Origin of the sequence: Oceanospirillum linum (genome assembly GCF_001995095.2) — a bacterium.
GTDB classification, from domain to species: Bacteria; Pseudomonadota; Gammaproteobacteria; order Pseudomonadales; family Halomonadaceae; genus Oceanospirillum; species Oceanospirillum linum.
The window spans coordinates 98,589-123,664 of record NZ_MTSD02000008.1 but is presented as its reverse complement, the minus strand read 5'-3'; the positions used below and the strand labels follow the sequence as shown (position 1 = coordinate 123,664).

The window sequence follows — 25,076 nt, the reverse complement described above, 5'->3', positions numbered from 1 at the left end:
GTCCTGGATCGAACTCTTGAATCGAATCTCGGTATAATACACAAAACTATGGACTAATGTATGCAGCACCTATTGATCATTGGATGTCACTTTGGCTAAGAACCTGTTTCGAAAAAATTTTTTCCAGCGGCTATCTTTACAACATTTTCGCAACCGTTTAGCTCACCTGGACGCACTGCCTCAACTGGCCTTACTTGGTTTAATCTCCGGTATTGCGACCGGGGGCGTGATGGTTCTATTTATTATAAGCCTGAACCTGGCCACAAAATCATTATTGGGGATTGAGCCTGAAAACCATGAAGCGCTATCTCTTACCATACGGGTGCTGGCCCCAATTATTGGCTGTCTGCTGCTGGCGTTTATTTTTCGCTTGTCAAAACAAAGCTGGCGGTCAAACGGTGTGCCACATGTGATCGAGCGCTTCACATTCAACCAGGGTCACATGCCCTGGCCCAATGCACTTGGCCAGTTTGTTAATGCGATAATAAGCCTTACCAGCGGTCTATCCGCTGGACGCGAAGGCCCTGCAGTCCATATGGGAGCTAGCATCAGCAGCCTGATCGGTGTTCACCTGAAACTGCCTAACAACAGCATTCGCCTGTTGGTTGGCTGCGGTTCTGCTGCAGCCATAGGGGCATCATTTAATACGCCCATAGCGGGGGTTATCTTCGCGATGGAAGTCATTGTTGCAGAGTATACCCTTGTGGGATTTACGCCGATTATTCTGGCCTCAGTTACCGGTACCGCTCTGAGTCAATCCCTTCTCGGAGGAGGGAGCCTTTTCAACACAGCTCCGCAGGCTCTCTATACTCTGGCAGAGCTGCCTTGGGTCTCCGCCAGCGGCATTATTATTGGTATTTTTGCCGCACTGTTCATCAGTTACTCAGGTCTTCTTTTCCGCACTCATCACTGGCCTGTTGAGATTCGTTTCTTATTCGCAGGGTTACTGACAGCACTTTTTGCAGCTCTCCTGCCCTCTCTTATGGGCAGTGGTTTTGATCTGGTCAATCTTTCATTTACCGGCGACCTAAGCCTGGGGGTATTACTTCTTCTGGCTATCTGCAAACTGCTGCTGACAGCCACCACTTTTGGCCTGGGCGTACCCATAGGTATTATCGGCCCGATTATGGTTGTTGGGGGGTTATTCGGTGCCGCAACCGGTCATATTGGTGCGTTCCTGGCCGGTACTCAGGTATCGGATATCAATATCTATGCGATGATAGGAATGGCAAGCATGATGGCGGCCTGCCTACAGGCACCTCTTGCGGCACTAATGGCTTTAATGGAGCTGACAGCCAACCCTCACATCATCATGCCCGGCATGCTGGCCGTGGTTTGTGCGACACTGACCAGCCGCTACCTGCTTCCGGATCACCCTTCAGTGTTCCAGTACGCTCTTGAATTAAAAGGTCTCAAACTTCACGACCCAGCACTCTCCCAGATACTCAGTCGCACCGGTATTGGCGCTGTAATGAGCAAGGACTTTAAACGATGCACGGATAAGCTGAGTATCGGAATGGCTAAAACAATTCTGAACGCCAAACCTCGTTGGCTATTGATCCATGAAGACGATAATGATCACTTTGTTCTTATGCCAACGTCAGATTTAGCCAACTACGTTTACCTGGACTTACAGGAAGACGGGCAGAGCCTGAAGGAAGTTGTCCTGAGCGAGATACCCTCCGAGGACAGACTCAGCGCCAGCCCTCTGTCTCAAACAGCCACTCTGGCTGAGGCCCAGACACAGATCTCAGATATGCGTACCGACACACTGTACATAACAGGCTTAAAAGGAGAAGTTATCGGCATTGTCACCCGGGATATGATCGAGGGTTTTTACCGGTAATGAATACTTACTGAATCACAAAAGCAATTATGAGGAGTCATAATGGATTTTTTTTGGGTTAAGGCGTTTCACATTATCGCCGTGGTCACTTGGTTCAGTGGCCTGTTTTATCTGCCAAGACTGTACGTTTACCATGCAGAAACAACGGATGAGGCGGGTAATGAACGCTTCAAAATCATGGAGCGTAAGCTGTACCGGGGGATTACCACTCCCTCTATGGTCGTCGTTATCGCTTTAGGCCTTTGGCTACTGAGCATGAATGCCAGTTATTACCTGTCGCAGCCCTGGATGCACGCTAAACTAACACTTGTAACACTGCTGATCGGCTACCACTTTGCCTGCGGACACTACCGCAAGTTATTTGCCGAAGACAGAAACACGCGCAGCCATAAGTTTTACCGGGTTTTTAACGAGCTACCGGTATTTGCCCTGATTGGGATTATTATTCTGGTTGTGGTCAAGCCTTTCTCAGGCTAACGCAGAAAGCGATAGGGAGCGTGACGATGAGTTCAATCCCCAACCCCGCGGTTACTCTGGTACTGGCTGGGCACGACCCGTCCGGTGGTGCCGGTATTCAGGCTGACATCGAAACCATACGAGCCCTGGGTGGCTATGCCGCAACAGTAATTACGGCTACCACAACCCAGGATACGCATAATGTTCAGGGCATACATCCGGTTAACGCTAACGATCTGATCACTCAGGCACGTATGATGCTTGATGATCTGCCCATTAGCGCAATCAAAATCGGGCTCTTGGGCAGCATCGAGAATATTGAAGCGATTCACACTCTTTTACAGGACTACCCTCACCTCCCCGTGGTTTTTGACCCGATTCTGCACGCAGGTGGCGGCAAAAGCCTGACCACTCAGGAGATGGTAGCCGCATTCAATGATCTGTTACTGCCTCATACCACACTGCTGACGCCCAATACACAGGAACTGAAACAGCTCAGCCCTAATGCAGACTCCATTGCAGCCCAGGCTCATCACTTAATCAGCCTTGGTTGTAAACATGTGGCGGTGACCGGCACCCACGCTGAAACAACTGACGTAATTAATAAGCTTTTCGGTAGCCACGGTGAGATGCAGCAAAAAACCTGGCCCAGGTTGAGTGGCGAATATCATGGTAGTGGCTGCACCTTTGCCTCAGCCTGCACGGCCCTAATTGCTCAGGGTGCTGATATTTGTAACGCTACAGAGATGGCACAAAGTTTCACCTGGAAGAGCCTGGAAAGCGCCCACAAGCTTAGCTCGGGCCAACATCTGCCCAATCGTTTTTTCTGGTGTGACAGATCCTGATCTGCACTGTGGTTGACACCCGTTAAGGAGCCTTATTTCCGTATGCCCCAAATTCATAACGCCCGGTCTCAGCAATACTTTCTGAAAGCCATTGCTCGATCAGCTATTTATGCCATTACCGACAGCAAGCTCATGCCCGGCGACCAGCTTTTCAGTAAGGCTGAAATCGTATTAAAGGCTGGTATTGGCTGCCTACAGTATCGTGAAAAAAACGCCGCACCTGATCAGAAAAAACAACGGGCGCAACAGCTGCTGACTCTTTGCCGGCAATACAACACGCCACTGATTATTAACGATGATCTGGAGCTGGCTCTTGAAATTGATGCCGATGGTGTTCATCTGGGTCAGAGTGACGGCTCACTGACGGATGCACGCCATAAACTGGGTGAAGATAAGATACTGGGTGCAACCTGCCATGCCTCCCTTGATCTGGCGGAGCAAGCTCAGCGTGCCGGAGCGGACTATCTGGCTTTTGGACGTTTCTTCCCTTCGACAACCAAACCGAATGCACCGGCGGCACCATTAGAGTTAATTGCTCAGGCAAAGGCCCGCTTTCAGCGTCCCATTGTCGTAATCGGTGGTATTGATTCAGATAATTCCGGTCAGGTGTTTGATCAGGGTGCCGATATGATTGCCGTGGTCAACAGCCTGTTCGGTACTCATGACCCTTCAGAGGCACTCAACAGATTCTGCTTACCCAGAGCCCCGTTGCAGATCAACGTTTAACTACAATCAATCTTTAATAAGGTGCAGCAACGCTGTATCACGTCATCATGCCTAGGTATGATGGGCGCATTACTTTCGGGAGGCTGCGGCCTCCTCAAACCGTTTTTAGCAATTTTTAAGAAACAACAGTTATAGGGAACCCTATGTCTACGTCAGAACAGCTATTTGCCAATGCCCAGACCGTTATTCCTGGCGGTGTTAACTCTCCGGTACGTGCATTCAAAGGTGTTGGCGGTACGCCGGTATTTATCAAGCGCGCGAAAGGCGCATACCTGTTTGATGCAGATGACAAACAGTACATTGACTATGTAGGTTCATGGGGCCCAATGATCACCGGTCACGCCAACGACACCGTACTGCAGGCAGTAAAAGATCGCCTGGACGACGGTATGAGCTTTGGTGCCCCCACTGAAATCGAAACCACCATGGCTCAGCGTATCTGCGAGATCATGCCGAACATCGAGATGGTACGCATGGTGAACTCAGGTACGGAAGCCACCATGAGTGCGATCCGTCTGGCCCGTGGCTATACCGGTCGGGACAAGATCGTAAAATTTGAGGGCTGCTACCACGGCCACTCCGACTCCCTGCTGGTTAAAGCAGGTTCCGGTGCCCTGACCTTTGGTGAACCGAACTCGCCGGGTGTACCCAAAGCGCTGGCGGAACACACCATCACCCTGACGTATAACGACATTGAAAATGTGCGGGAGTGCTTCAAACAGATTGGCGACCAGATCGCCTGCATTATTGTGGAGCCGGTGGCAGGTAATATGAACTGCATTCCGCCACAGCCGGGCTTTCTGGAGTGCCTGCGCGAAGTGTGTGATGAAAACGGCACCGTACTGATCTTTGATGAAGTGATGACAGGTTTCCGTGTTGCTCTGGGCGGCGCTCAGGAGCGCTTCAACATTAAACCGGATCTGACCACACTGGGTAAGATTATCGGCGGTGGTATGCCAGTAGGCGCATTCGGTGGTAAGAAAGAGATCATGTCTCATATCTCACCTCTGGGGCCTGTCTATCAGGCTGGCACCCTTTCCGGTAACCCTCTGGCCATGGCTGCCGGAATCGCCCTACTTAACAGTATCAGCACGCCGGGCTTCCACGATGCCCTGTTCGCCAAAGTAGATAAACTGTGTGCTGGCCTTGAAGCCGCAGCAAAAGAAGCCGGTGTTCCCTTTATCACCCAGAAAGCAGGAGGTATGTTTGGTGTTTTCTTCACCGATAAACCTGCCGTTACCGGCTTTGCTGATGTAATGGAGTGTAATAACGAGCATTTCAATAAATTCTTCCACATCATGCTGGAAGAGGGTATTTATCTGGCTCCGGCATCCTACGAAGCAGGTTTTGTTTCTTCTGCCCACACAGATGACGATATTGAGAAAACCCTTGCCGCAGCCCGTAAAGCGTTTGCTGCACTGAGTTAACAGGTCATCTTGCGGATCATAACGGGTCTGAGGTAAACACCTCAGACCTTAAGCTGATTGCTCCGGCCACCTGAAGCACGCACTATGGGTCAAAAGGCTGACCCGTACGCCCGTGTAACAGAACGGACAACGAGCCCCGAATACTGAATTTTAAGGAGACCGCCTGTGAGCCAACAGCTGATTGAGGCACTTCAGAACCCAGCCCTGTATCAACACAACACAGGGGAATTTAAACTGTACCAAACCCATATATCCTGGGTACTGCTGACAGGTGACTATGCCTATAAAATCAAAAAACCGATGGACTTTGGTTTTTTGAATTTCACTACCCTGGAAAAGCGTAAGTTCTTCTGTGAGCAGGAGGTTGCCCTGAATAAACGTCTGGCTCCGGATCTCTATCTGGATGTTCTGCCGATCTCAGGTAGCGAAGACGCCCCCCGTTTAGGTGATGATTCAGCCCCGTTTGAATACGCCATCCGCATGCAACAGTTCGACGGCGACCGCCTGCTGAGCAACCTGCAGGCCGAAGGTATGGTGACAACCGCTCACATTGATTCACTGGCACACCAGATTGCCGGTTTTCATGCTGAAATTCGCCAGGCAGATGACAGCATGAAACTGGGCAGCCCTGCAGAAGTACTGGCACCCGCACAGCAAAACTTTGACCAGATCCGCGAGATGCTGAGCGAGAAACCACAACTGGATCAGCTCACCCAGCTGGAAGGTTGGATGCAGGATACGTTTACCCGCCTGGAGTCACTGTTTGCCCGTCGCAAAGCCAACGGAATGATTCGCGAGTGCCATGGAGATATCCACTTAGGTAATGTGGCCCTGATTCAGGAAGCGGGTAAAGACAAGGTTACTCTGTTTGACTGCATCGAGTTTAACGATGAGTTCCGTTGGATCGATGTGATCAGCGATGCCGGTTTTTTGGTGATGGACCTGGAAGCCCGTGGTGAGAAAGAGCTGGCCCGCCACTTTATCAACCTGTACCTGGAGCTGACCGGTGACTACGAAGGCATTCAACTATTGCCGTTCTACAAAGCTTACCGAGCCATGGTTCGCGCCAAGGTAACGCGCTTTATGCTACTGGACCCATCCATTGATGAAACAGGACGCAAAGCGCTGGAAGCCGATTACCAGAGCTATATCGATCTGGCGGAATCCTACACCGTATTTGAACAGCCCTTTATGCTGATCACCCATGGCGTGTCCGGTTCCGGTAAAAGCTCTATAAGTCGGGCGGTTATCAAGGAGCTGGGCGTTATCCGTATCCGATCCGATGTTGAGCGTAAACGCCTGTTTGGCCTGAGCCCAGACCAGGACAGTCACTCTGAACTGGATGCCGGTATCTATACCCCGGAAGCCACAGAACGCACCTATGACAAACTGGCAAAACTGGCAGATTGCGTCATTCACTCGGCAACACCTGTGATTATTGATGCCACCAACCTGAAACGTTGGCAGCGTGATGCTCTGCGTGATAAAGCGGAACAACTTGGAGTACCCGCTCTGACACTTTCATTCACAGCAAGTGAGCAAACACTGGAGCGCCGGATCAAAAAACGCCTGACATCAGATAGTGATGCATCTGAAGCGGATCTTGCTGTCCTGCATAAGCAGCTGGCAGAGCAGGATAATATCGCCTCAGATGAAACGGACTATACTATCGTCATCAACACTGACGAAGATAATGCAAGCACCAAGCTACTCATGAGTATTCGCCGCCAGTTTGGGCTGTAACATATCTTTCAAATAAACTGCGAGTAGCCATTGGCCAAAAGGAGTCGGTTATGAGTCACAAACCCCATCTGCTTGATAACAAGCTGTACAAGCTACTAAGAGAAGAAGATATCGGAGCTTTTAATCAAGCCCGCTCCTGCGATGAAACGACAGACCTGCGCAGTGGCGACTTCAGAGGACTGGATCTGCGCGAGATGAATGCCCACAAACTGGATATGAGCAGTGCTTATTTCCGGGGAGCTGATCTGCGTGGCATAGACTTCAGCCAGACAAATCTTGAAGGGGCCAGCATCGCTCAGGCCAATATATCCGGCTGCCTTTTTCCGAAAGAGATCTCAGCCGATGAGCTGGTGATGTCTCTGAACCATGGCACCCGGTTGCGCTACGACCGGAGCTGCTGATCGTCGGTGGTTAATAACGTCTGTCATTCCAGCTGTCATATTAAAGTCACAACGGTTTTCTATGATGGCGCAGTCTAACAGAGGTTATTTGACTCCAACGTCAGACAACGCACCTCCTTCTCAGCCGTTTGCTCTGCAAGCGGCTTTTTTATGCCCGGTTAGAGAAAAACCATGTACGTACTTTGTAATCTGGATGATATCGGCAACAAAACCAGCAAAGGTTTTCAGACTCCCATTGGCCCTCTCTTTGCGGTAAAGAAAAAACATAAACTTTATCTGTATGCCAATGAGTGCCCGCATCTTGGCGTCAACCTTGAATGGCAGCAGGATCAGTTTCTGGACAGCAGCAAACAACTCATTCAGTGTGCAATGCACGGTGCACAGTTTCTGATCGACTCCGGCGAATGCATTCACGGCCCATGTACAGGACAAAAGCTACGCCAGATTCCTTATGAGATCAGTGAGACCGGAGAGGTGATGCTGATGACAGCCGAGAGCGTTGACCGCACCAGAACTGAAGATCAGCGATAAGCCTGCTCAGATAAGACAACAGGCACCGATTGCCAAAGCTGAATTGTTTCAGTATCTATCAACGATTTATAGGCCAGAACTTCAACCCCTGCCTGCAGTGCCTCCCGCAGCACCTGGCCATAGGCCGGATCAATATGATCCGCTACACCAATCTGGTTGATCCCTGTGTGATTCACACAGAACAATAAAATAGCACGGTGACCTTCAGTGACCATCTGCTGCAATTCACGCAGATGCTTACGCCCCCGCTCAGTAACCGCATCCGGGAAAAAACCCTGCCCCTTGCCAAAAGACTCATCCAGCAAAGTAGCGCTTTTCACCTCAACATAGCAGTTCGGCAGCCCCTCTGCGGTCAACAGGAAATCGATCCGACTATTTTCAGCGCCATATTTCACTTCAGGCTTAATGGCATCGTAAGCTGCAAGCTCAGCCAGAACCTTATTCTGCAGCGCTTCTTTGACGATCCGGTTTGCCTGCGCTGTGTTCACACAGATCAGGTTGCCATCAGGGGTTTCTGACAGCTCCCAGGTACAGGGGTATTTGCGCTTAGGGTTCCCGGAATCGGAGTACCAGACGCGCCAGCCCTCACCCATACAGTTTCTCATCGAGCCGGTATTGGGGCAGTGCAGGGTAAGTTGCTCCGCACCATCCGCCTGATATCCAGAGAGATCCTCCGGCACCACATCCGCCATAAAACGTTTGTAGCGCTTTAACAAAGTGGCCGACTTAAGTGGTGATGACCAACGCATATCCGATCTCCCTGATCTGTATTCTGTTTAGGCCCGCTTCTGGATAAAGCGCCCGATACGTTCAACGGCCTCTTCCAGCTTATCGATGCTGGCAGCATAGGCAAAACGCACCGTGGTACGCGCACCGGCGATACCAAAATCCAGCCCCGGCGTTGTAGCAACGCCCTCTTCTTCCAGCAGATCCTGACACCACCCGAAGCTATCATCGGTCAAATGATCGATACCTGCATAGATATAAAACGCACCTTCCGGCGTCACCGGAATCGACATACCCAGCTCACGCAGCGCCGGTAACAGATAATCCCGGCGTCGGGCAAACTCTGCCCGGCGCTCCTCAAGCAGAGCAATCGTATCCGGCTGAAAAGCCGCCAGGGCAGCATATTGAGATGGCGTCGTCGCCGACAAAAAGACATTCTGCGCCAGCTTTTCCAGTTCCGGCATAGCGCACTCAGGAGCCACCAGCCAGCCCAGCCGCCAGCCGGTCATACCAAAATATTTAGAAAAACTGTTGATAACAAAAGCGTCATCATTCACCGCCAGTGCCGTTTGCGCCTCAACACCATAGGTTAGTCCCTGATAGATCTCATCACAGATCAGAGCCCCTTTTTTCGCATTCACCGCCTGGGAAATTTCCGTCAACTGATCCAGGCTCACCAAGGTACCCGTTGGGTTGGATGGTGTTGCCAGCATGGCGGCACGGGTTTTGGCATTCCAGTGTTGTTCAATATGATCCGCATTAAGCTGGAAGTGGCTATCTGCGCCTACCGGAACCAGCTGTGACTGACCTTCAAACAAACGCATAAAGTTACGGTTACAGGGGTAAGTCGGGTCGGCCATCATCACCTGGTCACCGGGATTAACCAGCAAGGCCGCCAGTAACAAGAGAGCCCCGGAGGCTCCGGGGGTTACCAAAATACGGGCAGGATCGACCTTAACGCCATAGGCTTTCTGATAATGACCTGCAATTGCCTCACGCAATTCAGGAATACCCATCGCAGGAGTGTAACCGGTATGACCGTCGGCCAGAGCCTGCCGTCCAGCTTCAATCACCTGTGGAGGCGATGAAAAGTCTGGTTCACCAATCTCCATATGAATAATGTCCCGGCCCTCCGCCTGAAGCTCACGGGCACGCCCCAACAGCGCCATAACATGGAAAGGCGCAATATCCGCAACACGGCTTGCCCATTGGAAATCCGACAGTGACATACACTACTCCTGAATCTGAAAACAGAGGGTTTCAACTATGAAGCCACGCTTAACCAAGCTGAACATCATAGTGAAAAGCAAACAAGTATGCAGCTTTACCAGCACTTTGCCGGTATTCTGAAATGTAAAAAACTGTATAAATTCGCCTCAGAATTTGCTTTTTTCTTACTTTTCAGCTAAATAAGCAAGGCTTTCAAAAACGTGACAGGATTTTGTCCGTTGCTGAGGGTGCCAATGATGGACTATTTATCGGCGGGCATCCCCCAGACCACCAACAACATAATATGATGGGGCAGTCGTATGCCAGAGAATGCAACCAACAACCCAGAGCTAGAATCATTCGTTCCGTATGATATTAAAGACGGCGAAGAATACATGAATGATGAACAGCTGGAGCATTTCCGCCAGATTCTGCTGAAGTGGAAACAAGAGTTGATGGAAGAGGTTGACCGTACAGTTCAGCACCTTCAGGAAGATGCAAACAATTTTGCTGACCCAGCTGATCGTGCCACCCAGGAAGAAGAGTTCAGTCTGGAGCTTCGCACCCGTGACCGTGAACGCAAGCTGATCAAAAAAATCAATGAAGCCCTTAACGATATCGACGAAGGTGACTACGGTTACTGCGAGTCCTGCGGTATTGAAATTGGTATTCGCCGTCTTGAGGCACGTCCAACAGCAACCCTGTGCGTGGACTGCAAAACCCTGGCGGAAATAAAAGAGCGTCAGATTGGCGGTTAATCCACCAGCATGTACAGAAACAGAAACCAGCTCCGGCTGGTTTTTTTATGCCTGTCAGTTTTAATAGCCCTTAACCTTCGTGCAACCAGTAGAAACAAAGACTCCAATGCTTTCTGATACGCCTCATATCAAACAAAACGGCATCAATAACCCGGCTTCCACTCCAGGTAAAGACGCTTATATCGGCCGCTTTGCTCCAACACCATCCGGCCCACTGCACTTTGGCTCGCTGGTGGCAGCACTGGCCAGCTATCTGGATGCGAAAGCTCACAACGGCTTATGGCTGATGCGCATTGAAGATATCGATCCTCCCCGTGAACAACCCGGCGCCAGCGATGCAATCCTGCAGGCCTTAGAAGCCTTTGAGCTTTTCCGGGATGGCAAGGTGATGTATCAGAGTCAACAGAACGAACGTTATCAGGATCAGGTGGATCAGTTGCTTGATCAGGGCCTGGCTTACCGCTGCCAGTGCAGTCGAAAGCAGCTCAAAGGGTATACTGTATATCCAAACAGCTGTCGTAAAAATCCCCCACCCACTGACGCCGAATGTGCAATTCGCCTTAAAACTGATGGCAGTTTCAGTATCGAAGACAGAATCCAGGGGCACTGCCAATGGCCAATGGATCAGGTCGGAGACTTTATTATTCAGCGTCGGGACAAACTCTTTGCCTATCAGCTGGCGGTGGTACTGGATGATAAGGAACAGGGGATCAATCAGGTCGTCCGGGGCTATGATATTCTGGAAAGCACTCCACGCCAGCTGCAGCTGCTGAAACACCTGAATCTCACTCCGCCAGCCTATGCCCATATTCCGGTGATCGTTCAGGCCAATGGTCAGAAACTAAGCAAACAAAATCTGGCACCGGCAATTAACAGCAAAGAGAAACATCAGCTGCTGCTAAGAGCACTTGCCGCACTGCAGGTTTTTCCGGAGCAGGAGATACAGGCCTGCGCCTACTCTGATATTCTTCACTGGGCTGTCAGCCAATGGGATCCATCCCGGTTAGCCATGAAGCAGGAGATTCCTGAAGCGGACCTGCCGTCATCAACCTAAAGCTTATGGCGGTTAAGTACGCTCTTAACACCGCTAAGCAACACTTAATAAGAACAAAATAGTGAAACGACCATGTATATGTACCGTTTAATCCTCTTTCTGGTCTTTGCCGGTTACCTCTTTTCCCCGGTTCTGATGGACTGGTGGGGCGACAGTAACGGCAGCTGGTACCGCCCTTATCTGGTTTGGGGTGCCCTGATCGGCATTTCTATCTGGCTTGAACAGAAGAGAAAATTGGATGAGCTTTAGTTTTAGCCTAGGGCAGGTATCCGCCATCGGCGTCGGCTACCTCTTGCTATTATTTGCAGCGGCCTATGCAACCGAGCGGCGCTGGTTACCCCGAAAAATAACGCGTCACCCCTTGGTTTATGTACTGTCTCTGGGAGTCTATGCCAGCGCATGGGCTGTCTATGGCTCTGTTGGGTTGGCGAATCAGTACGGCTACGGGTTTCTCTCTTACTATCTCGGCGTTGCAGGTGCTTTTGTGCTTGCTCCGGTCCTTTTAGTGCCGATACTACGAATCACAAGAACCTATCAGCTCTCATCCCTGGCCGATCTTTTCGCTTTTCGCTTCCGTAGCCGGTGGATTGGCAGTCTGGTAACAGTACTTATGCTAATGGGGGCACTTCCTCTACTGGCACTTCAGATTCAGGCTGTCGCAGACTCCATCTATATCCTCACCAATGAAGCCTCACCCCACACTCTGGCACTTGGTTTCTGCATGGTAATGACTTCATTTGCTATTTTGTTCGGTGCCCGTCATACCTCTCTACGGGAAAAGCACGAAAGTCTCGTGGTCGCTATTGCCTTTGAGTCCATTATCAAACTGGTACTCATGCTGGCCATCGGCGCCTATATCCTGTTTGAGGTCTTTGGTGGTTTTCAGGGCTTAGATATCTGGCTAACAGCCCACTCGGATCAATTACAGGCATTACAAAAACCGCTTGAGGCCGGTCAGTGGCGTACCATGCTTCTATTATTCTTTGCCGCAGCCGTGGCTATGCCACATATGTTCCATATTATTTTTACCGAAAATCAATCTACGGATGTACTGTTTCGTTCCAGCTGGGCTGTTCCTCTCTATCTGCTACTTTTGAGCCTTCCGGTACCTCTTATTCTTTGGGCCGGCATGGCTGAAGGCACCCCCCTGAAAGCAGAATATACCGTATTGGGTGTCGGCGCCGGTGGTGCAGAAAACTGGATTGGCATCTTGGCTTTTATCGCAGGACTTTCCGCCGCAAGCGGCACCATTATTCTGGTCACTCTGGCTTTAGCCGCCATGACCCTAAACCACCTGGTTCTGCCGGTTTATCAGCCCGGGGCCAAATTTGATATCTACAACTGGTTGCTCTGGTTTCGCCGACTACTGATAGGTCTGATTATTCTGGCCGCTTATCTGTTCTACCGAACATTAGGGGTAAAACATGACCTAGCAAGTCTGGGGCTGACATCCTTCATCGGTATTTTGCAGTTTCTGCCCGGAATACTGGCAGTATTGTATTGGCCAACCGCCAACCGCATTGGCCTGGTTGCGGGTCTTTGTGCAGGTATTGGCATCTGGATTTTCGGCCAGGTTGTGCCTCTGCTTTATAACCTAGAGCAAGTCACTCTGCCCGCGACTAATCTGGTTTTTCACTCCGGAGGGGATGGCTGGTATGACGTCGCTCTCGCATCCATCATCATCAATATTGTGGTTTTTATTTTTACTTCTTTGTTCCTGCAACCAAGTGATGAAGAGAAAGCCGGAGCAAGCTCTTGCTCAGTGGATGCTCTTTCCCGACCTCATCGCCTGCAACTGGCAGCCAGGACCTGTGAGGACTTTATTAGCTTTTTGGCGATACCATTGGGGAAAATGACGGCAGAGCGGGAAGTCAGAAATGCACTGAGAGATCTGGAACTGACGCCAACGGACGGGCGTCCATACGCTCTGCGCCGTCTTAGAGACCGAATCCAGGCCAACTTGTCCGGCCTGATGGGCCCTGCTATCGCCCAGGAAATTGTTGATCAACACCTGCCTTACCAGGCCAATGCCAACAGCCATAATTCAGAGGATATTCACTTTGTTGAAACCCGACTGGAGAACTACCGCTACCAACTGACAGGTCTTGCCAAGGAGCTGGATTCACTCAGGCGCTATCATCGCCAAACGCTGCAGTATCTGCCGATAGGGGTCTGCTCATTGGGTAACGATTTTGAGATTCTGATGTGGAACAACGCCATGGCCGAACTGACAGGCATTCCTATGAAGGATGTTGTGGGTTCCCGGTTTGATAGTTTACCGGAGCCCTGGAAGGGGCTGCTAGGTGAGTTTGTCAGCAGCCAGACACCTCATCTGTTCCAGAAACTGCAACAGAATAACAGCAAACCACGCTGGTTCTCCCTACACAAAGCCCATATTGAAGAGCCTCTGTCACATATGGGTGGTTCGGTGATTTTGCTGGAAGATCATACCGAAACGCAGGAACTGGAAGAGGAGCTCGTACACAGCGAGCGCCTGGCCAGTATAGGACGGCTTGCAGCAGGCGTTGCCCATGAGATCGGCAATCCCATTACCGGAATATCCTCCCTTGTTCAAAACCTGAAATATGAGACAGACAATCCAGAAGTTATTGCGGAAACCGCCGAACAGATTCTACAGCTGACGAAGCGGGTAACACGTATTGTCCACTCACTGGTCAGCTTCGCCCATGCGGGTCAACACGCCAACCAGGCAGCACAGGAGCCTCTTGTTATCGGGCATGCCGTTGATGAAGCTATTAACCTTATCTCCTTAAGTTCAAAGGGGAAAGATATTGAATTCAGCAATTTATGCCCGAATGATCTTTACGTTATCGGTGATGTCCAGAAGCTGATTCAGGTATTTGTTAACCTATTGGGTAACGCAAGAGATGCCTCAGACGCAGGTGATAGTGTTACTATAACTGCTACCATTCAGGACAATACAGTCAGGGTAAGCGTTACGGATCGTGGCTGCGGTATTCCTGAAGAACAGTTAGAGCATATATTTGAGCCCTTCTTCACTACCAAAGATCCCGGAGAAGGAACCGGTCTCGGCTTAGCGCTGGTCTACAGCATCATAGAAGAACACTATGGTCATATTCAGATCAGCAGCCCCGCAGATCGGATGCAAGGTCGTGGAACAGAGGTCACCATCACCCTGCCTCTCTACCATGCTGAAGCCAAAAGCGAATCCGCGTGGAAGTACTAATGAGCAAGATTCTGATAGTAGAAGATGAAGATATTATTCGCTCAGCTCTTAAAAGGCTGCTGGAGCGACACCGCTTTGAAGTCAGTGAGGCGGCATCGGTAGACGATGCTCTGAGCCACCTGAAAAGCAACCGCTATAATTTGGTCATTTCTGATCTGCGCCTGCCCAAAGCACCAGGTACGGATCTGATTAAGCTGGCAGAAGACACGCCGGTTCTTATTATGACCAGCTACGCCAGCATGCGCTCCGCCGTTGATGCTATGAAGCAAGGGGCTGTGGATTATATCGCCAAACCATTTGATCACGATGAGATGCTGGAGACGGTTAATCGTATTCTGGATCAGCCAGAGCGACCCGCAGCCAGTGTTATTGAAGAAGCAGAGGCCGCATCAACAGATGCTGGCACCATGGGTATGATCGGCCACTGCGCTCCGATGCAGATGGTTTACCAACGTATCAGAAAAGTAGCTCCCACAGAGGCGACCGTTCTGGTTCAGGGTGAATCAGGTACCGGTAAAGAGCTGGTCGCCAAAGCAATTCATAATTACAGCCGCCGGAAAGGAGAGCCGATGATCTCCGTGAACTGCGCGGCAATTCCAGAAACACTTATTGAGTCCGAACTTTTTGGCTATGAGAAAGGTGCTTTTACCGGTGCAAACACTAACCGCAGCGGTTTAGTCGAAGCCGCTGATGGCGGAACACTGTTTCTTGATGAGATTGGAGAACTCCCCCTGGAGGCACAGGCACGTCTGCTACGGGTACTCCAGGAAGGTGAGATCAGGCGCATCGGCTCTGTGCAATCAAAAAAAGTAAATGTTCGCTTAGTCGCCGCCACACACCGGAACCTGAAAAAACTTTCCAGCGAAGGTGAGTTTCGTCTCGATCTTTACTATCGTCTTAATGTCATGGAGATCGCCCTGCCAGCACTCCGTGACCGGGGAGAAGACATTCTGGAGATTGCAGAGTTTCTGCTGGGAGAAGCCTGTAAGCGCATGGATCGCCCAAACCTGCGCTTCAGTAAGCACGCCTCCGATGCCATCATGCAACATGACTGGCCTGGTAACGTACGGGAGCTGGAAAATGCCATCGAACGGGGTGTCATTCTCGCAGAGGGCAATCTCATTCATAGCGATGATATGGGCGTTGTTCCAGAAGTAACCCATTCAACCCGCATGCCACCCCAGGTTCAATCCGCGCTCCCTTCTGTTGGCATGATCCCACAATCCCAGCGTTCTGCCGCACGTAATGACGGCACTAAGGCTCCGGAGGATCTCTCACTCGAAGACTACTTCCAGCACTTTGTACTGGAGCATCAGGATCAGATGAGCGAAACAGAGCTCGCCCAGCGACTAGGCATCAGTAGAAAATGCCTCTGGGAAAGGCGTCAACGCCTTGGGATCCCGAGAAAAAAAGCAGCATCTAAGAAGAGCGGATAACATCCGCTCTTTTTTATTGACCCCTGTCAAAAGAATTCAGACAGGTGCCCCGGAGAGATCTTCACAGAGTGTTACCGTAACACACAGGCAACCCTGAAAATAATGGTTTCACAGGTAACAATCTTTTGTTCGGCCACAGACAAACTTTACATCGAAACTGTTAACTACCTGTTTTAAAAGGTTTTTTCAAAACATGGCACAGCAAGTGCAGTCTATACGGGTAAGAACAACAAGAACACGGTTAACTAACAGCCAACTCAATAAAAATAATAACTGGCAGATTTTGTAACGCTCAAATAACAAAAACAAAAATCAGAGCGGAAAAAATCAGGCAGAATCGGAAACAACAAAAATAAATATCCGAACAAAATGCCAAACCTGAAACAACAACAATAAATCAGGTCGAGGTTAACCACAGCAAACTCATGCATCTCAGGCTTGCAACAACAATAAAAAAGCAATGCTTTAAGATGCCAGCCCGGATCATAAAAATAAAAACCGGTCTGAGAAAAAATACTTGGAATAATTGTTTTGAATACGAGGCGGTCCAAACCAGAAGTAGTGATACTTCGCATTGGAAAACAAAAATAATAAGGCATAAGCCACCAAGGTTTGTCACCGATAGACTGTCATTGCGTATTCAGGGCGATTTACCGAAGTCTGACATACCGTTCGTAAGGATGCGGACAGTTCCGGCGGGGCCAACTTGGCCCCGCTTTTATTTTTAAGGTACACTCCCCTCTCCTATTCAGAGATTCAAGACCCAGCGATGCTAAAAGGAATTCCTTCTTTTCTAAAGCGTCCCGGCGATTCAATTCGGCAGCTGCTTAAATCAGAGCGCCCACAGCAATCCGAAAAACACGAATTGCGCATCGTTTCCCGTGACGAACACCCCATCAGCCGTTCCGGCATTTCAGAAAGCGCTTTGAAAGTACTCTATCGCCTGAAGAAAGCTAATTACGACGCCTTCCTTGTAGGCGGCTGTGTTCGCGATGCGCTTTTGGGACTGCACCCAAAAGACTTTGATGTAGCGACTAATGCGACACCAGAGCAGGTTGACCGCCTCTTTCACAATGCCCGTATTATTGGCCGTCGCTTCCGCATTGTTCATGTCCGCTATGGCCGTGAAATCATTGAGGTGACAACATTTCGCGCACCCCATGATACAAGCACGGCTAAATCCCATGCGTCTCAGACAGATCAGGGGCTTCTGGTCCGTGATAATGTTTTTGGCAGCATAGAGGAGGATGCTCTACGCCGTGACTTCACCATCAATGCGCTCTATTACAATATTCGTGATTTCTCAATTCACGACTATGCCGGCGGCATTAATGACATTGAACAACGGCTGATTCGCATGATTGGCGATCCGGAAACCCGGTATCGTGAAGATCCCGTGCGAATGCTGAGGGCAATTCGCTTTGCGGCTAAGCTTGATTTCAATATCGAGCCTAAAACTGAAGCCCCTATCCAGGCTTCGGCGACGCTTCTGCGACAGATACCTGCCGCCCGCTTGTTTGAAGAGGTACTCAAACTCTTCCTATCCGGCCAGGCTGTTGAAACCTTCAGATTACTACGCGAATACAACCTGTTCGAACAGCTTTTCCCCTATACAGAAGATGCGCTTCAGGAAACGCCGGACAAAGAGAGCTTTATTATTAAAGCGCTGCATAATACTGACAAGCGTATCCAGCAGAACAAACCTGTGACGCCCGCATTTCTGTTTGCGGCGCTACTTTGGCCGGTTGCTCAACGGGCCTTTGGTGACCTGATTCGCTCAGGTATGCCTCCGGTGCCCGCAATGCAGCAAGCAGGACAACAGACGACGACCGCTCAGGTGGATTTCACATCAATCCCCAAGCGTTTCAGTCAGCCAATGCGCGAAATTTGGGAGTTCCAGCTGCGCCTTGAACGCCGCCAGGGTAAGCGGGCTTACCAGACTGCTGAGCACCCTCGCTTCCGTGCCGCTTATGATTTCCTGGTATTGCGCAGTGAAACCGGGGAAAACGTACATGAGCTGGCTCAGTGGTGGACTGACTTTCAGGAAAGTGACTCCCATTCCCGCCGTAATCTGGTGCAGCATAACGAACTTAACGACAAGCCCGCGCCCAAAAAGCGGCGTCGGCGTCGGCGCAGTAACAGTAAAGACAGTCACCCCAAAAGCGGTAACCGGAACCACCCGGAATGACAGAGTCTACTGTGCTAAACAATACAGCCTATATTGGTCTTGGCAGCAACCTTGAAGACCCGGTTCAACAGCTTAAAACCGCACTGAAAGAGCTGGATCGACTACCGGACACCCGATTGGTTGAAGCCTCTTCTTTATATAGCAGCAAACCGGTTGGCCCCCAGGACCAGCCGGACTTTGTTAATGCCGTCGTTCAGCTGGAAACCAACCTTGAGCCGCTGGAGTTGCTTGACCAGCTTCAGGCATTGGAGCAAGCCCACAGGCGCGTACGTGAGCGCCACTGGGGGCCACGTACACTGGATCTGGATTTGTTACTGTTTAACGAGCAGATTATCTCCCATCCTCGCCTTACTGTACCCCATGCACACATGCATGAACGGGGCTTTGTACTGTTACCTTTGGCTGAAATCAGCCCCAGAATTACCCTACCCGGTAAAGGTTCTATTACAGACATTCTGTCTAATATCGCTACAGATGACTTGCAGATACTTACAAAGTCAGAGTAAAGTTACCGCAGCTTGTTACCTTTAGATGCAGGTAACGTCAAAGTAACACATTCCGAAACGCCCACCGCCAAAAGCAGTGGGCGTTATTGTAATGGCGGAACATAATAATGAAGACAGTGACAATCAGTACACTGAATAAGCTAAAACAGGCCGGTGAGAAATTCAGCTGCCTGACTGCGTATGATGCAACCTTCTCAGGGCAAGCCAGCCAGGCAGGAGTTGAAGTTCTCCTGGTGGGAGACTCCCTGGGTATGGTTCTACAGGGACATAACACCACACTGCCGGTCAGTGTTGACGATATCGCTTACCACACCCAATGTGTTACCCGAGGTAATCAGGGTGCATTGATTATGGCTGATATGCCATTTATGAGTAACGCCTCCACAGAACAGCTGCTGATCAATGCCGGTAAGCTGATGCAGGCTGGTGCTCACATGGTCAAAATCGAAGGTGAAGCCTGGCTGGCAGAAGGCATTACCGAGCTGACCCGTCGCGGTGTACCTGTTTGTGCACATTTAGGCCTGACCCCTCAGATGGTTAATCAGTTTGGCGGCTACAAAGTCCAAGGTAAAACTGAAGCTGCCGCACAGGCCATTATCGAAGCGAGCCAAAAACTGGTAGCTGCTGGTGCCAGTATCATTCTTCTGGAGTGTGTACCGACAGAAGTCGGGCGTTTGGTAACAGAAGCCGTTGCCGTACCTGTTATCGGCATCGGTGCCGGACCTCATACCGATGGCCAGATTCTGGTATTACAGGATATGCTGGGCATCACTCTGGGGCACACCGCAAAGTTCGTAAAAAACTTTATGACGGATGCTTCCAGTATTCAGCAAGCTCTGAGTAACTATCATCAGGAGGTGAAAGCAAACACCTTCCCTGCTGAGGAGCACTGTTTCTCATGATTTTATGTCACTCCATTGCTGAGCTTAGGTCTGCAATTGCGGAGCGTCGACGGAACGAGGGCGGCAAGGTCGCTTTCGTTCCAACAATGGGCAACCTGCATGCAGGCCATATTCAGCTGATCCACGAAGCCCATAAAGAGGGCAACACTGTCATCTGCAGCATTTTTGTGAACCCGATGCAGTTTGGCCCGAATGAAGATCTGGATTCTTATCCACGGACGCTGGAGGCCGATAGCGAGAAACTATCTGAAGCAGGCTGTCATATTCTGTTTGCACCAAACGCCAGCGAAATCTATCCCACGGGCCTGAACAGCCAGACTCAGGTCAATGTACCTGAGCTGGGTGAAGAACTTTGTGGCGCAGCCCGCCCCGGTCACTTTACCGGCGTAACCACGGTAGTCAGCAAGTTATTCAATATTGTTCAACCTGATGTGGCGCTGTTTGGTCAGAAGGACTTCCAGCAGCTGGCGATCATCCGCAAGATGGCACAGGACCTCTGTATGCCGCTGGAGATCAAAGGCGTGCCAACCGTTCGTATGGCGTCGGGGCTTGCTTTAAGCTCACGGAATGGCTATTTAACACAGGAAGAGTTAGCAGTTGCTCCTACCCTGTATCAGACATTAGTCAAAATTCGTCAATCGATCGAAGCAGGCCAGTCAGATTTTGATACACTTTGCGACCGGGCTAAGTCAGAATTGAAGGCAAAGGGTTTCAGGCCTGATTATCTGAGCATTCGCCGTCAGGACAATTTAAAAGTTGCGGACAGCACGAGTTCACACCTAGTGATTCTGGCCGCAGCCCATCTGGGTAAAGCACGACTGATTGATAACATCGCATTTGCGTTGAATCAGAAATAACATTGAGGCATACTGCGCGACCTAGCTGCTATTTGCAGCAAACCTGCGTACTTCTACAGCATTTCCAGAATGCTTTTATCAAGCATCTCAGAAAGAAATAAAGGTTAATCATCATGCAATCCATCATGCTTAAAGCAAAGCTGCATCAGGCTCGTGTCACTCACGCGGTACTGGAGTATGAGGGTTCTTGCGCTATTGACGGCAACTTGCTGGATATGGCCGGCATCCGTGAATACGAGCAGATTCAGATCTACAACATTGAAGGCGGTCAGCGCTTCACCACTTATGCAATCCGTGGCGAAGAAGGCTCAGGTATCATTTCTGTTAATGGTGCAGCGGCTCATCAGGCTAAAGTCGGTGACCGTGTGATCATTTGCGCCTACGCTAACTACACTGAAGCAGAACTGGCAAACTTCAAACCAGCCCTGATCTATATGACAGAAGGCAATGAGGTCAGTCACACCAGTAATGCAATTCCGGTTCAGGTTGCCTAACAGGAAACTGTAACGAACGGATGATAAAAAGCTGACCTTAGGTCAGCTTTTTTTTTGTCATCATTTAGGCGTAGTCTGCCTCTGAAGCAATAAAAAAATGCTATGCTGCGAAGCACAATAGAGATTTTATCTGATAAAAAAGGAAATACCTATGCAAGACGTTGTTATCGTCGCCGCCGGTCGTACAGCAATCGGCAGCTTTAACGGTGGTCTGAGCTCTGTTTCTGCCAGTGACTTAGGTGCCGTAGTGATTAAGAGCCTGCTGGAAAAAACCGGCATTGATCCTCAACAGGTAGACGAAGTATTGCTGGGTCAGGTACTGACCGCTGGTGCAGGCCAAAACCCTGCACGACAAGCAGCCATTAATGGCGGACTGTCAGAGTCTACTCCGGCCATGACCATCAACAAAGTCTGCGGTTCAGGTCTGAAGGCTCTGCATCTGGCGACCCAAGCCATTCGCTGTGGCGATGCTGACCTGATCATCGCCGGTGGCCAGGAAAATATGTCTCAGTCTGCACACATTCTGCCGAACTCCCGTAACGGCCAGCGTATGGGAAACTGGGCACTGCAAGACACCATGATTGTTGATGGCCTGTGGGATGCCTTTAACGATATCCACATGGGGATTACCGCTGAGAACCTGGCCGAGAAATACGCCATCAGCCGTGAAGAACAAGATGCATTCGCTGCCCAATCACAGCAAAAGGCTGAAGAAGCCATTAAAGGCGGCCGCTTCGCAGACGAGATCATTCCAGTAACCATCCCTCAGCGTAAAGGCGATCCGGTTGTTTTCGATACGGACGAAAATGCCCGCTTCGGTACTACCGCTGAAAAACTGGCCGGTATGCGCCCTGCCTTTAAGAAAGATGGCACCGTCACTGCTGGTAACGCTTCGACTCTGAATGATGGCGCTGCAGCGGTTATGCTGTGTAGCGCTAAGAAAGCGGAAGAACTGGGTTTGCCGGTTCTGGCTAAGATCTCTGCGTACTCTAACGCAGGCGTGGACCCTAAAATTATGGGCATTGGCCCGGTTCCGGCTACTCAGCGCTGCCTGAAGAAAGCAGGCTGGGATATTAACGATCTGGACCTGGTTGAAGCGAATGAAGCTTTTGCCGCTCAGGCCCTGAGCGTCAATAAAGAGCTGGGCTGGGATACCAGCAAGGTGAATGTTAATGGCGGCGCGATCGCTCTGGGCCACCCGATTGGTGCTTCCGGCTGTCGTGTATTAGTGAGCCTTGTTCACGAAATGATTAAGCAGGATGCGAAGAAAGGCCTGGCGACGCTGTGCATCGGTGGTGGTCAGGGCGTTGCGCTGGCTGTTGAGCGCTAAGGCCATCGGCTGTTAAGCATTTAAGCATTAATACTGGTTTTAATGCTTTCCCGATTTCTGTCAGGGTAATCTCACAGATATCGGGATATAAAAAAACCTCGCAGATTCGCTTTTTATATAAAAGCACTGCGAGGTTTTTTTGTATCTGATGAAAACCTTAGGCACCATCAGTTAACCATGATCCGGTGGTGCCTTCACCCTGAAGGCAGACCGGATCGAAAGGTCACAGATTACTCAGCGGCTTCTTCAGCCAGAGTTGCTGCTTTCTCTTCTTCGGTTACTTCTTTAACGCTTAACTTAACGCGACCACGATTGTCTACGTCCAGTACTTTAACAGCAATCACATCACCTTCTTTCAGGTAATCACTAACACTGTTAACGCGCTCTTGGGCAATCTGAGAAATATGCACCAGACCATCCTGACCCGGCAGGAAGTTAACAAACGCACCGAAGTCAGCCAGGCGTACAACCTTACCTTTGTACACAGTACCGATTTCAGCTTCTGCAGTGATACCGGCAACTTCGTTGATCGCCATCTGAGCAGCTGCTTTGTTTTCTGCATAGATCTTAACCAGACCGTTATCATCGATATCGATAGAGGCACCAGTACGCTCACACAGTGAACGGATCGTTGCGCCACCTTTACCAATCACATCACGGATTTTCTCAGGATCGATCTTGATCGTGGTCATCGCAGGTGCGTTCTCAGACAGGTCTTCACGACCTTCACTGATCACTTTGTTCATCTCACCCAGGATGTGCAGTCGGGCTTTGTTAGCGCGCTGCAGAGCCACTTCCATGATCTCTTCGTTGATACCTTCAATCTTGATATCCATCTGCAGAGCAGTAATACCTTCAGATGTACCGGCTACTTTAAAGTCCATATCACCCAGATGATCTTCGTCACCCAGAATGTCGGTCAGAACTGCGAAACCTTCGCCTTCTTTAACCAGACCCATAGCGATACCGGCAACTGGTGCTTTCAGAGGTACACCCGCATCCATAAGGGCCAGAGATGCACCACATACAGAAGCCATTGAGCTTGAGCCATTAGACTCAGTGATCTCTGATACCACACGGATGGAGTACGGGAATTCTTCTTCAGTCGGCAGAACCGCCTGAACACCACGACGGGCCAGACGACCGTGACCGATTTCACGACGCTTAGGACCACCCATAAAGCCTGCTTCACCTACAGAGTATGGAGGGAAGTTATAGTGCAGCATGAACGGGTCGCGGACTTCACCAGCCAGAGACTCACTGATCTGAGCATCACGGGCAGTACCCAGAGTTGCTGTCACGATCGCCTGAGTTTCACCACGGGTAAACAGTGCAGAGCCATGGGTCTTCTGCAGCATACCAACTTCAACATTGATATCACGAACAGTATCCTGCTCACGACCATCAATACGAGGCTCGCCATTCACAACAGACTGACGGACAATCTGTTTTTCAAGGCTGGCGAATGCAGACTTAATCGCGTCAGCCGTTGGACCTTCATCGTTAGCCAGCTTTTCAACCGCTTCAGACTTCAGTTCGCCCAGTTGAGCGTAACGATCCTGCTTAACAGTAATCTTGTACGCGTCTTTAATTTTATCGGCGTAAGCCAGAGAAACCAGTTGCTTAGTTTCTGTATCTTCTGCCGCTGGCTGCCAATCCCACGCAGGGGTGCCAACTTCAGCTGCAAACGCTTTAATTGCTGTGTTAACAGCCTGCATCTCTTTATGAGCAAACAGAACAGCACCCAGCATCTCATCTTCAGTCAGCTCTTCTGCTTCAGACTCAACCATCAATACAGCGTTTTCAGTACCTGCTACAACCATATCCAGAAGAGACTCTTCCAGCTTTTCGTTGGTTGGGTTCAGGATATAACCGTCTTCGTCAGTAAAACCGACACGAGCCGCACCTACAGGGCCACTAAACGGAACACCGGAAACGGCCAGAGCAGCAGAGGTGCCGATCAGGGCTGCAATATCCGGGTTGTTGTCCTTGTCCGCAGACATAACAGTACAAACAACCTGAACTTCGTTCATAAAACCATTCGGAAACAGCGGGCGGATCGGACGATCGATCAGGCGCGAAGTCAGAGTTTCAGTCTCTGTCGGGCGGCCTTCGCGTTTGAAGTAGCCTCCAGGGATCTTACCTACTGCGTAGGTTTTTTCCTGATAGTGAACAGACAATGGAAAAAATGCCGCGTCCGGGGCTGCATCTTTCTTAGCAACAACAGCACACAGTACAGAAGTACTGCCCATAGTGACCATAACGGAACCAGTAGCCTGGCGTGCGATACGACCCGTTTCGAGTGTTACGACCTGATCGCCGTAATTAAATGTCTTAGTAACCGGATTCACGGTAATTTCCTTCCAATATCTATTGCTTTCATGTGTGCTCTATTTTCACACAAAGAAGCCCGCTATCAAAGCGATAGCGGGC

The 25,076-nt window shown here is 50.2% G+C and carries 22 protein-coding genes; 19 read left to right on the top strand and 3 right to left on the bottom strand.

Features of this window, described 5'->3' with window-relative positions:
* The first annotated feature begins 229 nt into the window (after positions 1–229).
* The 8 genes from BTA35_RS14830 to BTA35_RS14795 all read left to right on the top strand — a co-directional run bounded on the left by BTA35_RS14830 (position 230) and on the right by BTA35_RS14795 (position 7,975).
* On the top strand, positions 230–1,846 hold the full coding sequence (locus tag BTA35_RS14830) for a chloride channel protein (RefSeq protein WP_139363677.1): 1,617 nt from the start codon (positions 230–232) through the stop codon (positions 1,844–1,846).
* A 42-nt stretch (positions 1,847–1,888) separates the two neighbouring features.
* Positions 1,889–2,323: a protoporphyrinogen oxidase HemJ gene (hemJ, locus tag BTA35_RS14825; RefSeq protein WP_078320601.1), complete on the top strand. Its 435-nt coding sequence runs from the start codon at positions 1,889–1,891 to the stop codon at positions 2,321–2,323.
* A gap of 26 nt (positions 2,324–2,349) precedes the next feature.
* Complete coding sequence (gene thiD, locus BTA35_RS14820; RefSeq protein ID WP_078320600.1) at positions 2,350–3,147, top strand: bifunctional hydroxymethylpyrimidine kinase/phosphomethylpyrimidine kinase; 798 nt, start codon at positions 2,350–2,352, stop codon at positions 3,145–3,147.
* Positions 3,148–3,189: 42 nt separating this feature from the next.
* On the top strand, positions 3,190–3,873 hold the full coding sequence (gene thiE, locus BTA35_RS14815) for a thiamine phosphate synthase (RefSeq protein ID WP_078320599.1): 684 nt from the start codon (positions 3,190–3,192) through the stop codon (positions 3,871–3,873).
* Between the two features lie 143 nt (positions 3,874–4,016).
* Positions 4,017–5,300, top strand: a complete 1,284-nt coding sequence (gene hemL, locus BTA35_RS14810; protein ID WP_078320598.1) for a glutamate-1-semialdehyde 2,1-aminomutase — start codon at positions 4,017–4,019, stop codon at positions 5,298–5,300.
* A 165-nt stretch (positions 5,301–5,465) separates the two neighbouring features.
* Positions 5,466–7,043 (top strand): bifunctional aminoglycoside phosphotransferase/ATP-binding protein, encoded by a 1,578-nt coding sequence (locus BTA35_RS14805; protein ID WP_078320597.1) that lies wholly within the window; start codon positions 5,466–5,468, stop codon positions 7,041–7,043.
* Positions 7,044–7,093: 50 nt separating this feature from the next.
* A complete protein-coding gene (locus BTA35_RS14800; RefSeq protein ID WP_078320596.1) occupies positions 7,094–7,444 on the top strand; it encodes a pentapeptide repeat-containing protein in 351 nt (116 codons plus the stop codon).
* Positions 7,445–7,615: 171 nt separating this feature from the next.
* A complete protein-coding gene (locus BTA35_RS14795; protein ID WP_078320595.1) occupies positions 7,616–7,975 on the top strand; it encodes a Rieske (2Fe-2S) protein in 360 nt (119 codons plus the stop codon).
* Here the strand turns inward: BTA35_RS14795 and sfsA are convergent.
* Positions 7,966–8,724, bottom strand: a complete 759-nt coding sequence (sfsA, locus tag BTA35_RS14790) for a DNA/RNA nuclease SfsA (RefSeq protein ID WP_078320594.1) — start codon at positions 8,722–8,724, stop codon at positions 7,966–7,968. The two genes, BTA35_RS14795 and sfsA, sit on opposite strands and share 10 nt — an antisense overlap.
* Before the next feature lie 27 nt (positions 8,725–8,751).
* Positions 8,752–9,930 carry a pyridoxal phosphate-dependent aminotransferase gene (locus BTA35_RS14785; protein WP_078320593.1) on the bottom strand — a complete coding sequence of 393 codons (1,179 nt, stop codon included), beginning with the start codon at positions 9,928–9,930 and terminating at the stop codon, positions 8,752–8,754.
* A gap of 300 nt (positions 9,931–10,230) precedes the next feature.
* Between BTA35_RS14785 and dksA the strand changes: the two genes are divergently transcribed.
* From dksA to BTA35_RS14735, 11 genes are all read left to right on the top strand, one after another.
* Complete coding sequence (gene dksA, locus BTA35_RS14780) at positions 10,231–10,668, top strand: RNA polymerase-binding protein DksA (RefSeq protein WP_078320592.1); 438 nt, start codon at positions 10,231–10,233, stop codon at positions 10,666–10,668.
* A gap of 106 nt (positions 10,669–10,774) precedes the next feature.
* Positions 10,775–11,722: a tRNA glutamyl-Q(34) synthetase GluQRS gene (gene gluQRS / locus BTA35_RS14775; RefSeq protein ID WP_078320591.1), complete on the top strand. Its 948-nt coding sequence runs from the start codon at positions 10,775–10,777 to the stop codon at positions 11,720–11,722.
* A gap of 78 nt (positions 11,723–11,800) precedes the next feature.
* On the top strand, positions 11,801–11,971 hold the full coding sequence (locus tag BTA35_RS18305) for a hypothetical protein (RefSeq protein WP_202931281.1): 171 nt from the start codon (positions 11,801–11,803) through the stop codon (positions 11,969–11,971).
* Positions 11,961–14,930, top strand: a complete 2,970-nt coding sequence (locus tag BTA35_RS14770) for an ATP-binding protein (RefSeq protein WP_078320590.1) — start codon at positions 11,961–11,963, stop codon at positions 14,928–14,930. Before BTA35_RS18305 ends, BTA35_RS14770 begins: the two co-directional genes overlap by 11 nt.
* Positions 14,930–16,366: a sigma-54-dependent transcriptional regulator gene (locus tag BTA35_RS14765; RefSeq protein WP_078320589.1), complete on the top strand. Its 1,437-nt coding sequence runs from the start codon at positions 14,930–14,932 to the stop codon at positions 16,364–16,366. The genes BTA35_RS14770 and BTA35_RS14765 overlap by 1 nt, the downstream gene beginning before the upstream one ends.
* A 769-nt stretch (positions 16,367–17,135) precedes the next feature.
* Positions 17,136–18,554, top strand: a complete 1,419-nt coding sequence (gene pcnB, locus BTA35_RS14760; protein ID WP_078320588.1) for a polynucleotide adenylyltransferase PcnB — start codon at positions 17,136–17,138, stop codon at positions 18,552–18,554.
* The gene (gene folK / locus BTA35_RS14755) at positions 18,551–19,060 is read left to right on the top strand and encodes a 2-amino-4-hydroxy-6-hydroxymethyldihydropteridine diphosphokinase (RefSeq protein WP_078320587.1); all 510 of its coding nucleotides are present in this window, start codon (positions 18,551–18,553) and stop codon (positions 19,058–19,060) included. The genes pcnB and folK overlap by 4 nt, the downstream gene beginning before the upstream one ends.
* Positions 19,061–19,167: 107 nt before the next feature.
* A complete protein-coding gene (gene panB / locus BTA35_RS14750) occupies positions 19,168–19,962 on the top strand; it encodes a 3-methyl-2-oxobutanoate hydroxymethyltransferase (protein WP_078320586.1) in 795 nt (264 codons plus the stop codon).
* The gene (gene panC / locus BTA35_RS14745) at positions 19,959–20,819 is read left to right on the top strand and encodes a pantoate--beta-alanine ligase (RefSeq protein ID WP_078320585.1); all 861 of its coding nucleotides are present in this window, start codon (positions 19,959–19,961) and stop codon (positions 20,817–20,819) included. Before panB ends, panC begins: the two co-directional genes overlap by 4 nt.
* Before the next feature lie 113 nt (positions 20,820–20,932).
* A complete protein-coding gene (gene panD / locus BTA35_RS14740; protein WP_078320584.1) occupies positions 20,933–21,313 on the top strand; it encodes an aspartate 1-decarboxylase in 381 nt (126 codons plus the stop codon).
* Between the two features lie 151 nt (positions 21,314–21,464).
* Complete coding sequence (locus BTA35_RS14735; RefSeq protein ID WP_078320583.1) at positions 21,465–22,643, top strand: acetyl-CoA C-acetyltransferase; 1,179 nt, start codon at positions 21,465–21,467, stop codon at positions 22,641–22,643.
* Positions 22,644–22,873: 230 nt separating this feature from the next.
* Here the strand turns inward: BTA35_RS14735 and pnp are convergent, their stop codons facing one another.
* Entirely contained in the window at positions 22,874–24,994 is a 2,121-nt protein-coding gene (pnp, locus tag BTA35_RS14730) for a polyribonucleotide nucleotidyltransferase (protein ID WP_078320582.1), read from the bottom strand.
* Positions 24,995–25,076: the final 82 nt, after the last annotated feature.

What these genes read in the sequence shown, in the direction of transcription:
- BTA35_RS14830 (WP_139363677.1), top strand. Translation starts at nt 230, where the DNA reads ATGGTTCTATTTATTATAAGCCTGAACCTGGCCACAAAATCATTATTG.
- hemJ (WP_078320601.1), top strand. Translation starts at nt 1,889, where the DNA reads ATGGATTTTTTTTGGGTTAAGGCGTTTCACATTATCGCCGTGGTCACT.
- thiD (WP_078320600.1), top strand. Translation starts at nt 2,350, where the DNA reads ATGAGTTCAATCCCCAACCCCGCGGTTACTCTGGTACTGGCTGGGCAC.
- thiE (WP_078320599.1), top strand. Translation starts at nt 3,190, where the DNA reads ATGCCCCAAATTCATAACGCCCGGTCTCAGCAATACTTTCTGAAAGCC.
- hemL (WP_078320598.1), top strand. Translation starts at nt 4,017, where the DNA reads ATGTCTACGTCAGAACAGCTATTTGCCAATGCCCAGACCGTTATTCCT.
- BTA35_RS14800 (WP_078320596.1), top strand. Translation starts at nt 7,094, where the DNA reads ATGAGTCACAAACCCCATCTGCTTGATAACAAGCTGTACAAGCTACTA.
- BTA35_RS14795 (WP_078320595.1), top strand. Translation starts at nt 7,616, where the DNA reads ATGTACGTACTTTGTAATCTGGATGATATCGGCAACAAAACCAGCAAA.
- sfsA (WP_078320594.1), bottom strand. Translation starts at nt 8,724, where the DNA reads ATGCGTTGGTCATCACCACTTAAGTCGGCCACTTTGTTAAAGCGCTAC.
- BTA35_RS14785 (WP_078320593.1), bottom strand. Translation starts at nt 9,930, where the DNA reads ATGTCACTGTCGGATTTCCAATGGGCAAGCCGTGTTGCGGATATTGCG.
- dksA (WP_078320592.1), top strand. Translation starts at nt 10,231, where the DNA reads ATGCCAGAGAATGCAACCAACAACCCAGAGCTAGAATCATTCGTTCCG.
- gluQRS (WP_078320591.1), top strand. Translation starts at nt 10,775, where the DNA reads ATGCTTTCTGATACGCCTCATATCAAACAAAACGGCATCAATAACCCG.
- BTA35_RS18305 (WP_202931281.1), top strand. Translation starts at nt 11,801, where the DNA reads ATGTACCGTTTAATCCTCTTTCTGGTCTTTGCCGGTTACCTCTTTTCC.
- BTA35_RS14770 (WP_078320590.1), top strand. Translation starts at nt 11,961, where the DNA reads ATGAGCTTTAGTTTTAGCCTAGGGCAGGTATCCGCCATCGGCGTCGGC.
- BTA35_RS14765 (WP_078320589.1), top strand. Translation starts at nt 14,930, where the DNA reads ATGAGCAAGATTCTGATAGTAGAAGATGAAGATATTATTCGCTCAGCT.
- pcnB (WP_078320588.1), top strand. Translation starts at nt 17,136, where the DNA reads ATGCTAAAAGGAATTCCTTCTTTTCTAAAGCGTCCCGGCGATTCAATT.
- folK (WP_078320587.1), top strand. Translation starts at nt 18,551, where the DNA reads ATGACAGAGTCTACTGTGCTAAACAATACAGCCTATATTGGTCTTGGC.
- panB (WP_078320586.1), top strand. Translation starts at nt 19,168, where the DNA reads ATGAAGACAGTGACAATCAGTACACTGAATAAGCTAAAACAGGCCGGT.
- panC (WP_078320585.1), top strand. Translation starts at nt 19,959, where the DNA reads ATGATTTTATGTCACTCCATTGCTGAGCTTAGGTCTGCAATTGCGGAG.
- panD (WP_078320584.1), top strand. Translation starts at nt 20,933, where the DNA reads ATGCAATCCATCATGCTTAAAGCAAAGCTGCATCAGGCTCGTGTCACT.
- BTA35_RS14735 (WP_078320583.1), top strand. Translation starts at nt 21,465, where the DNA reads ATGCAAGACGTTGTTATCGTCGCCGCCGGTCGTACAGCAATCGGCAGC.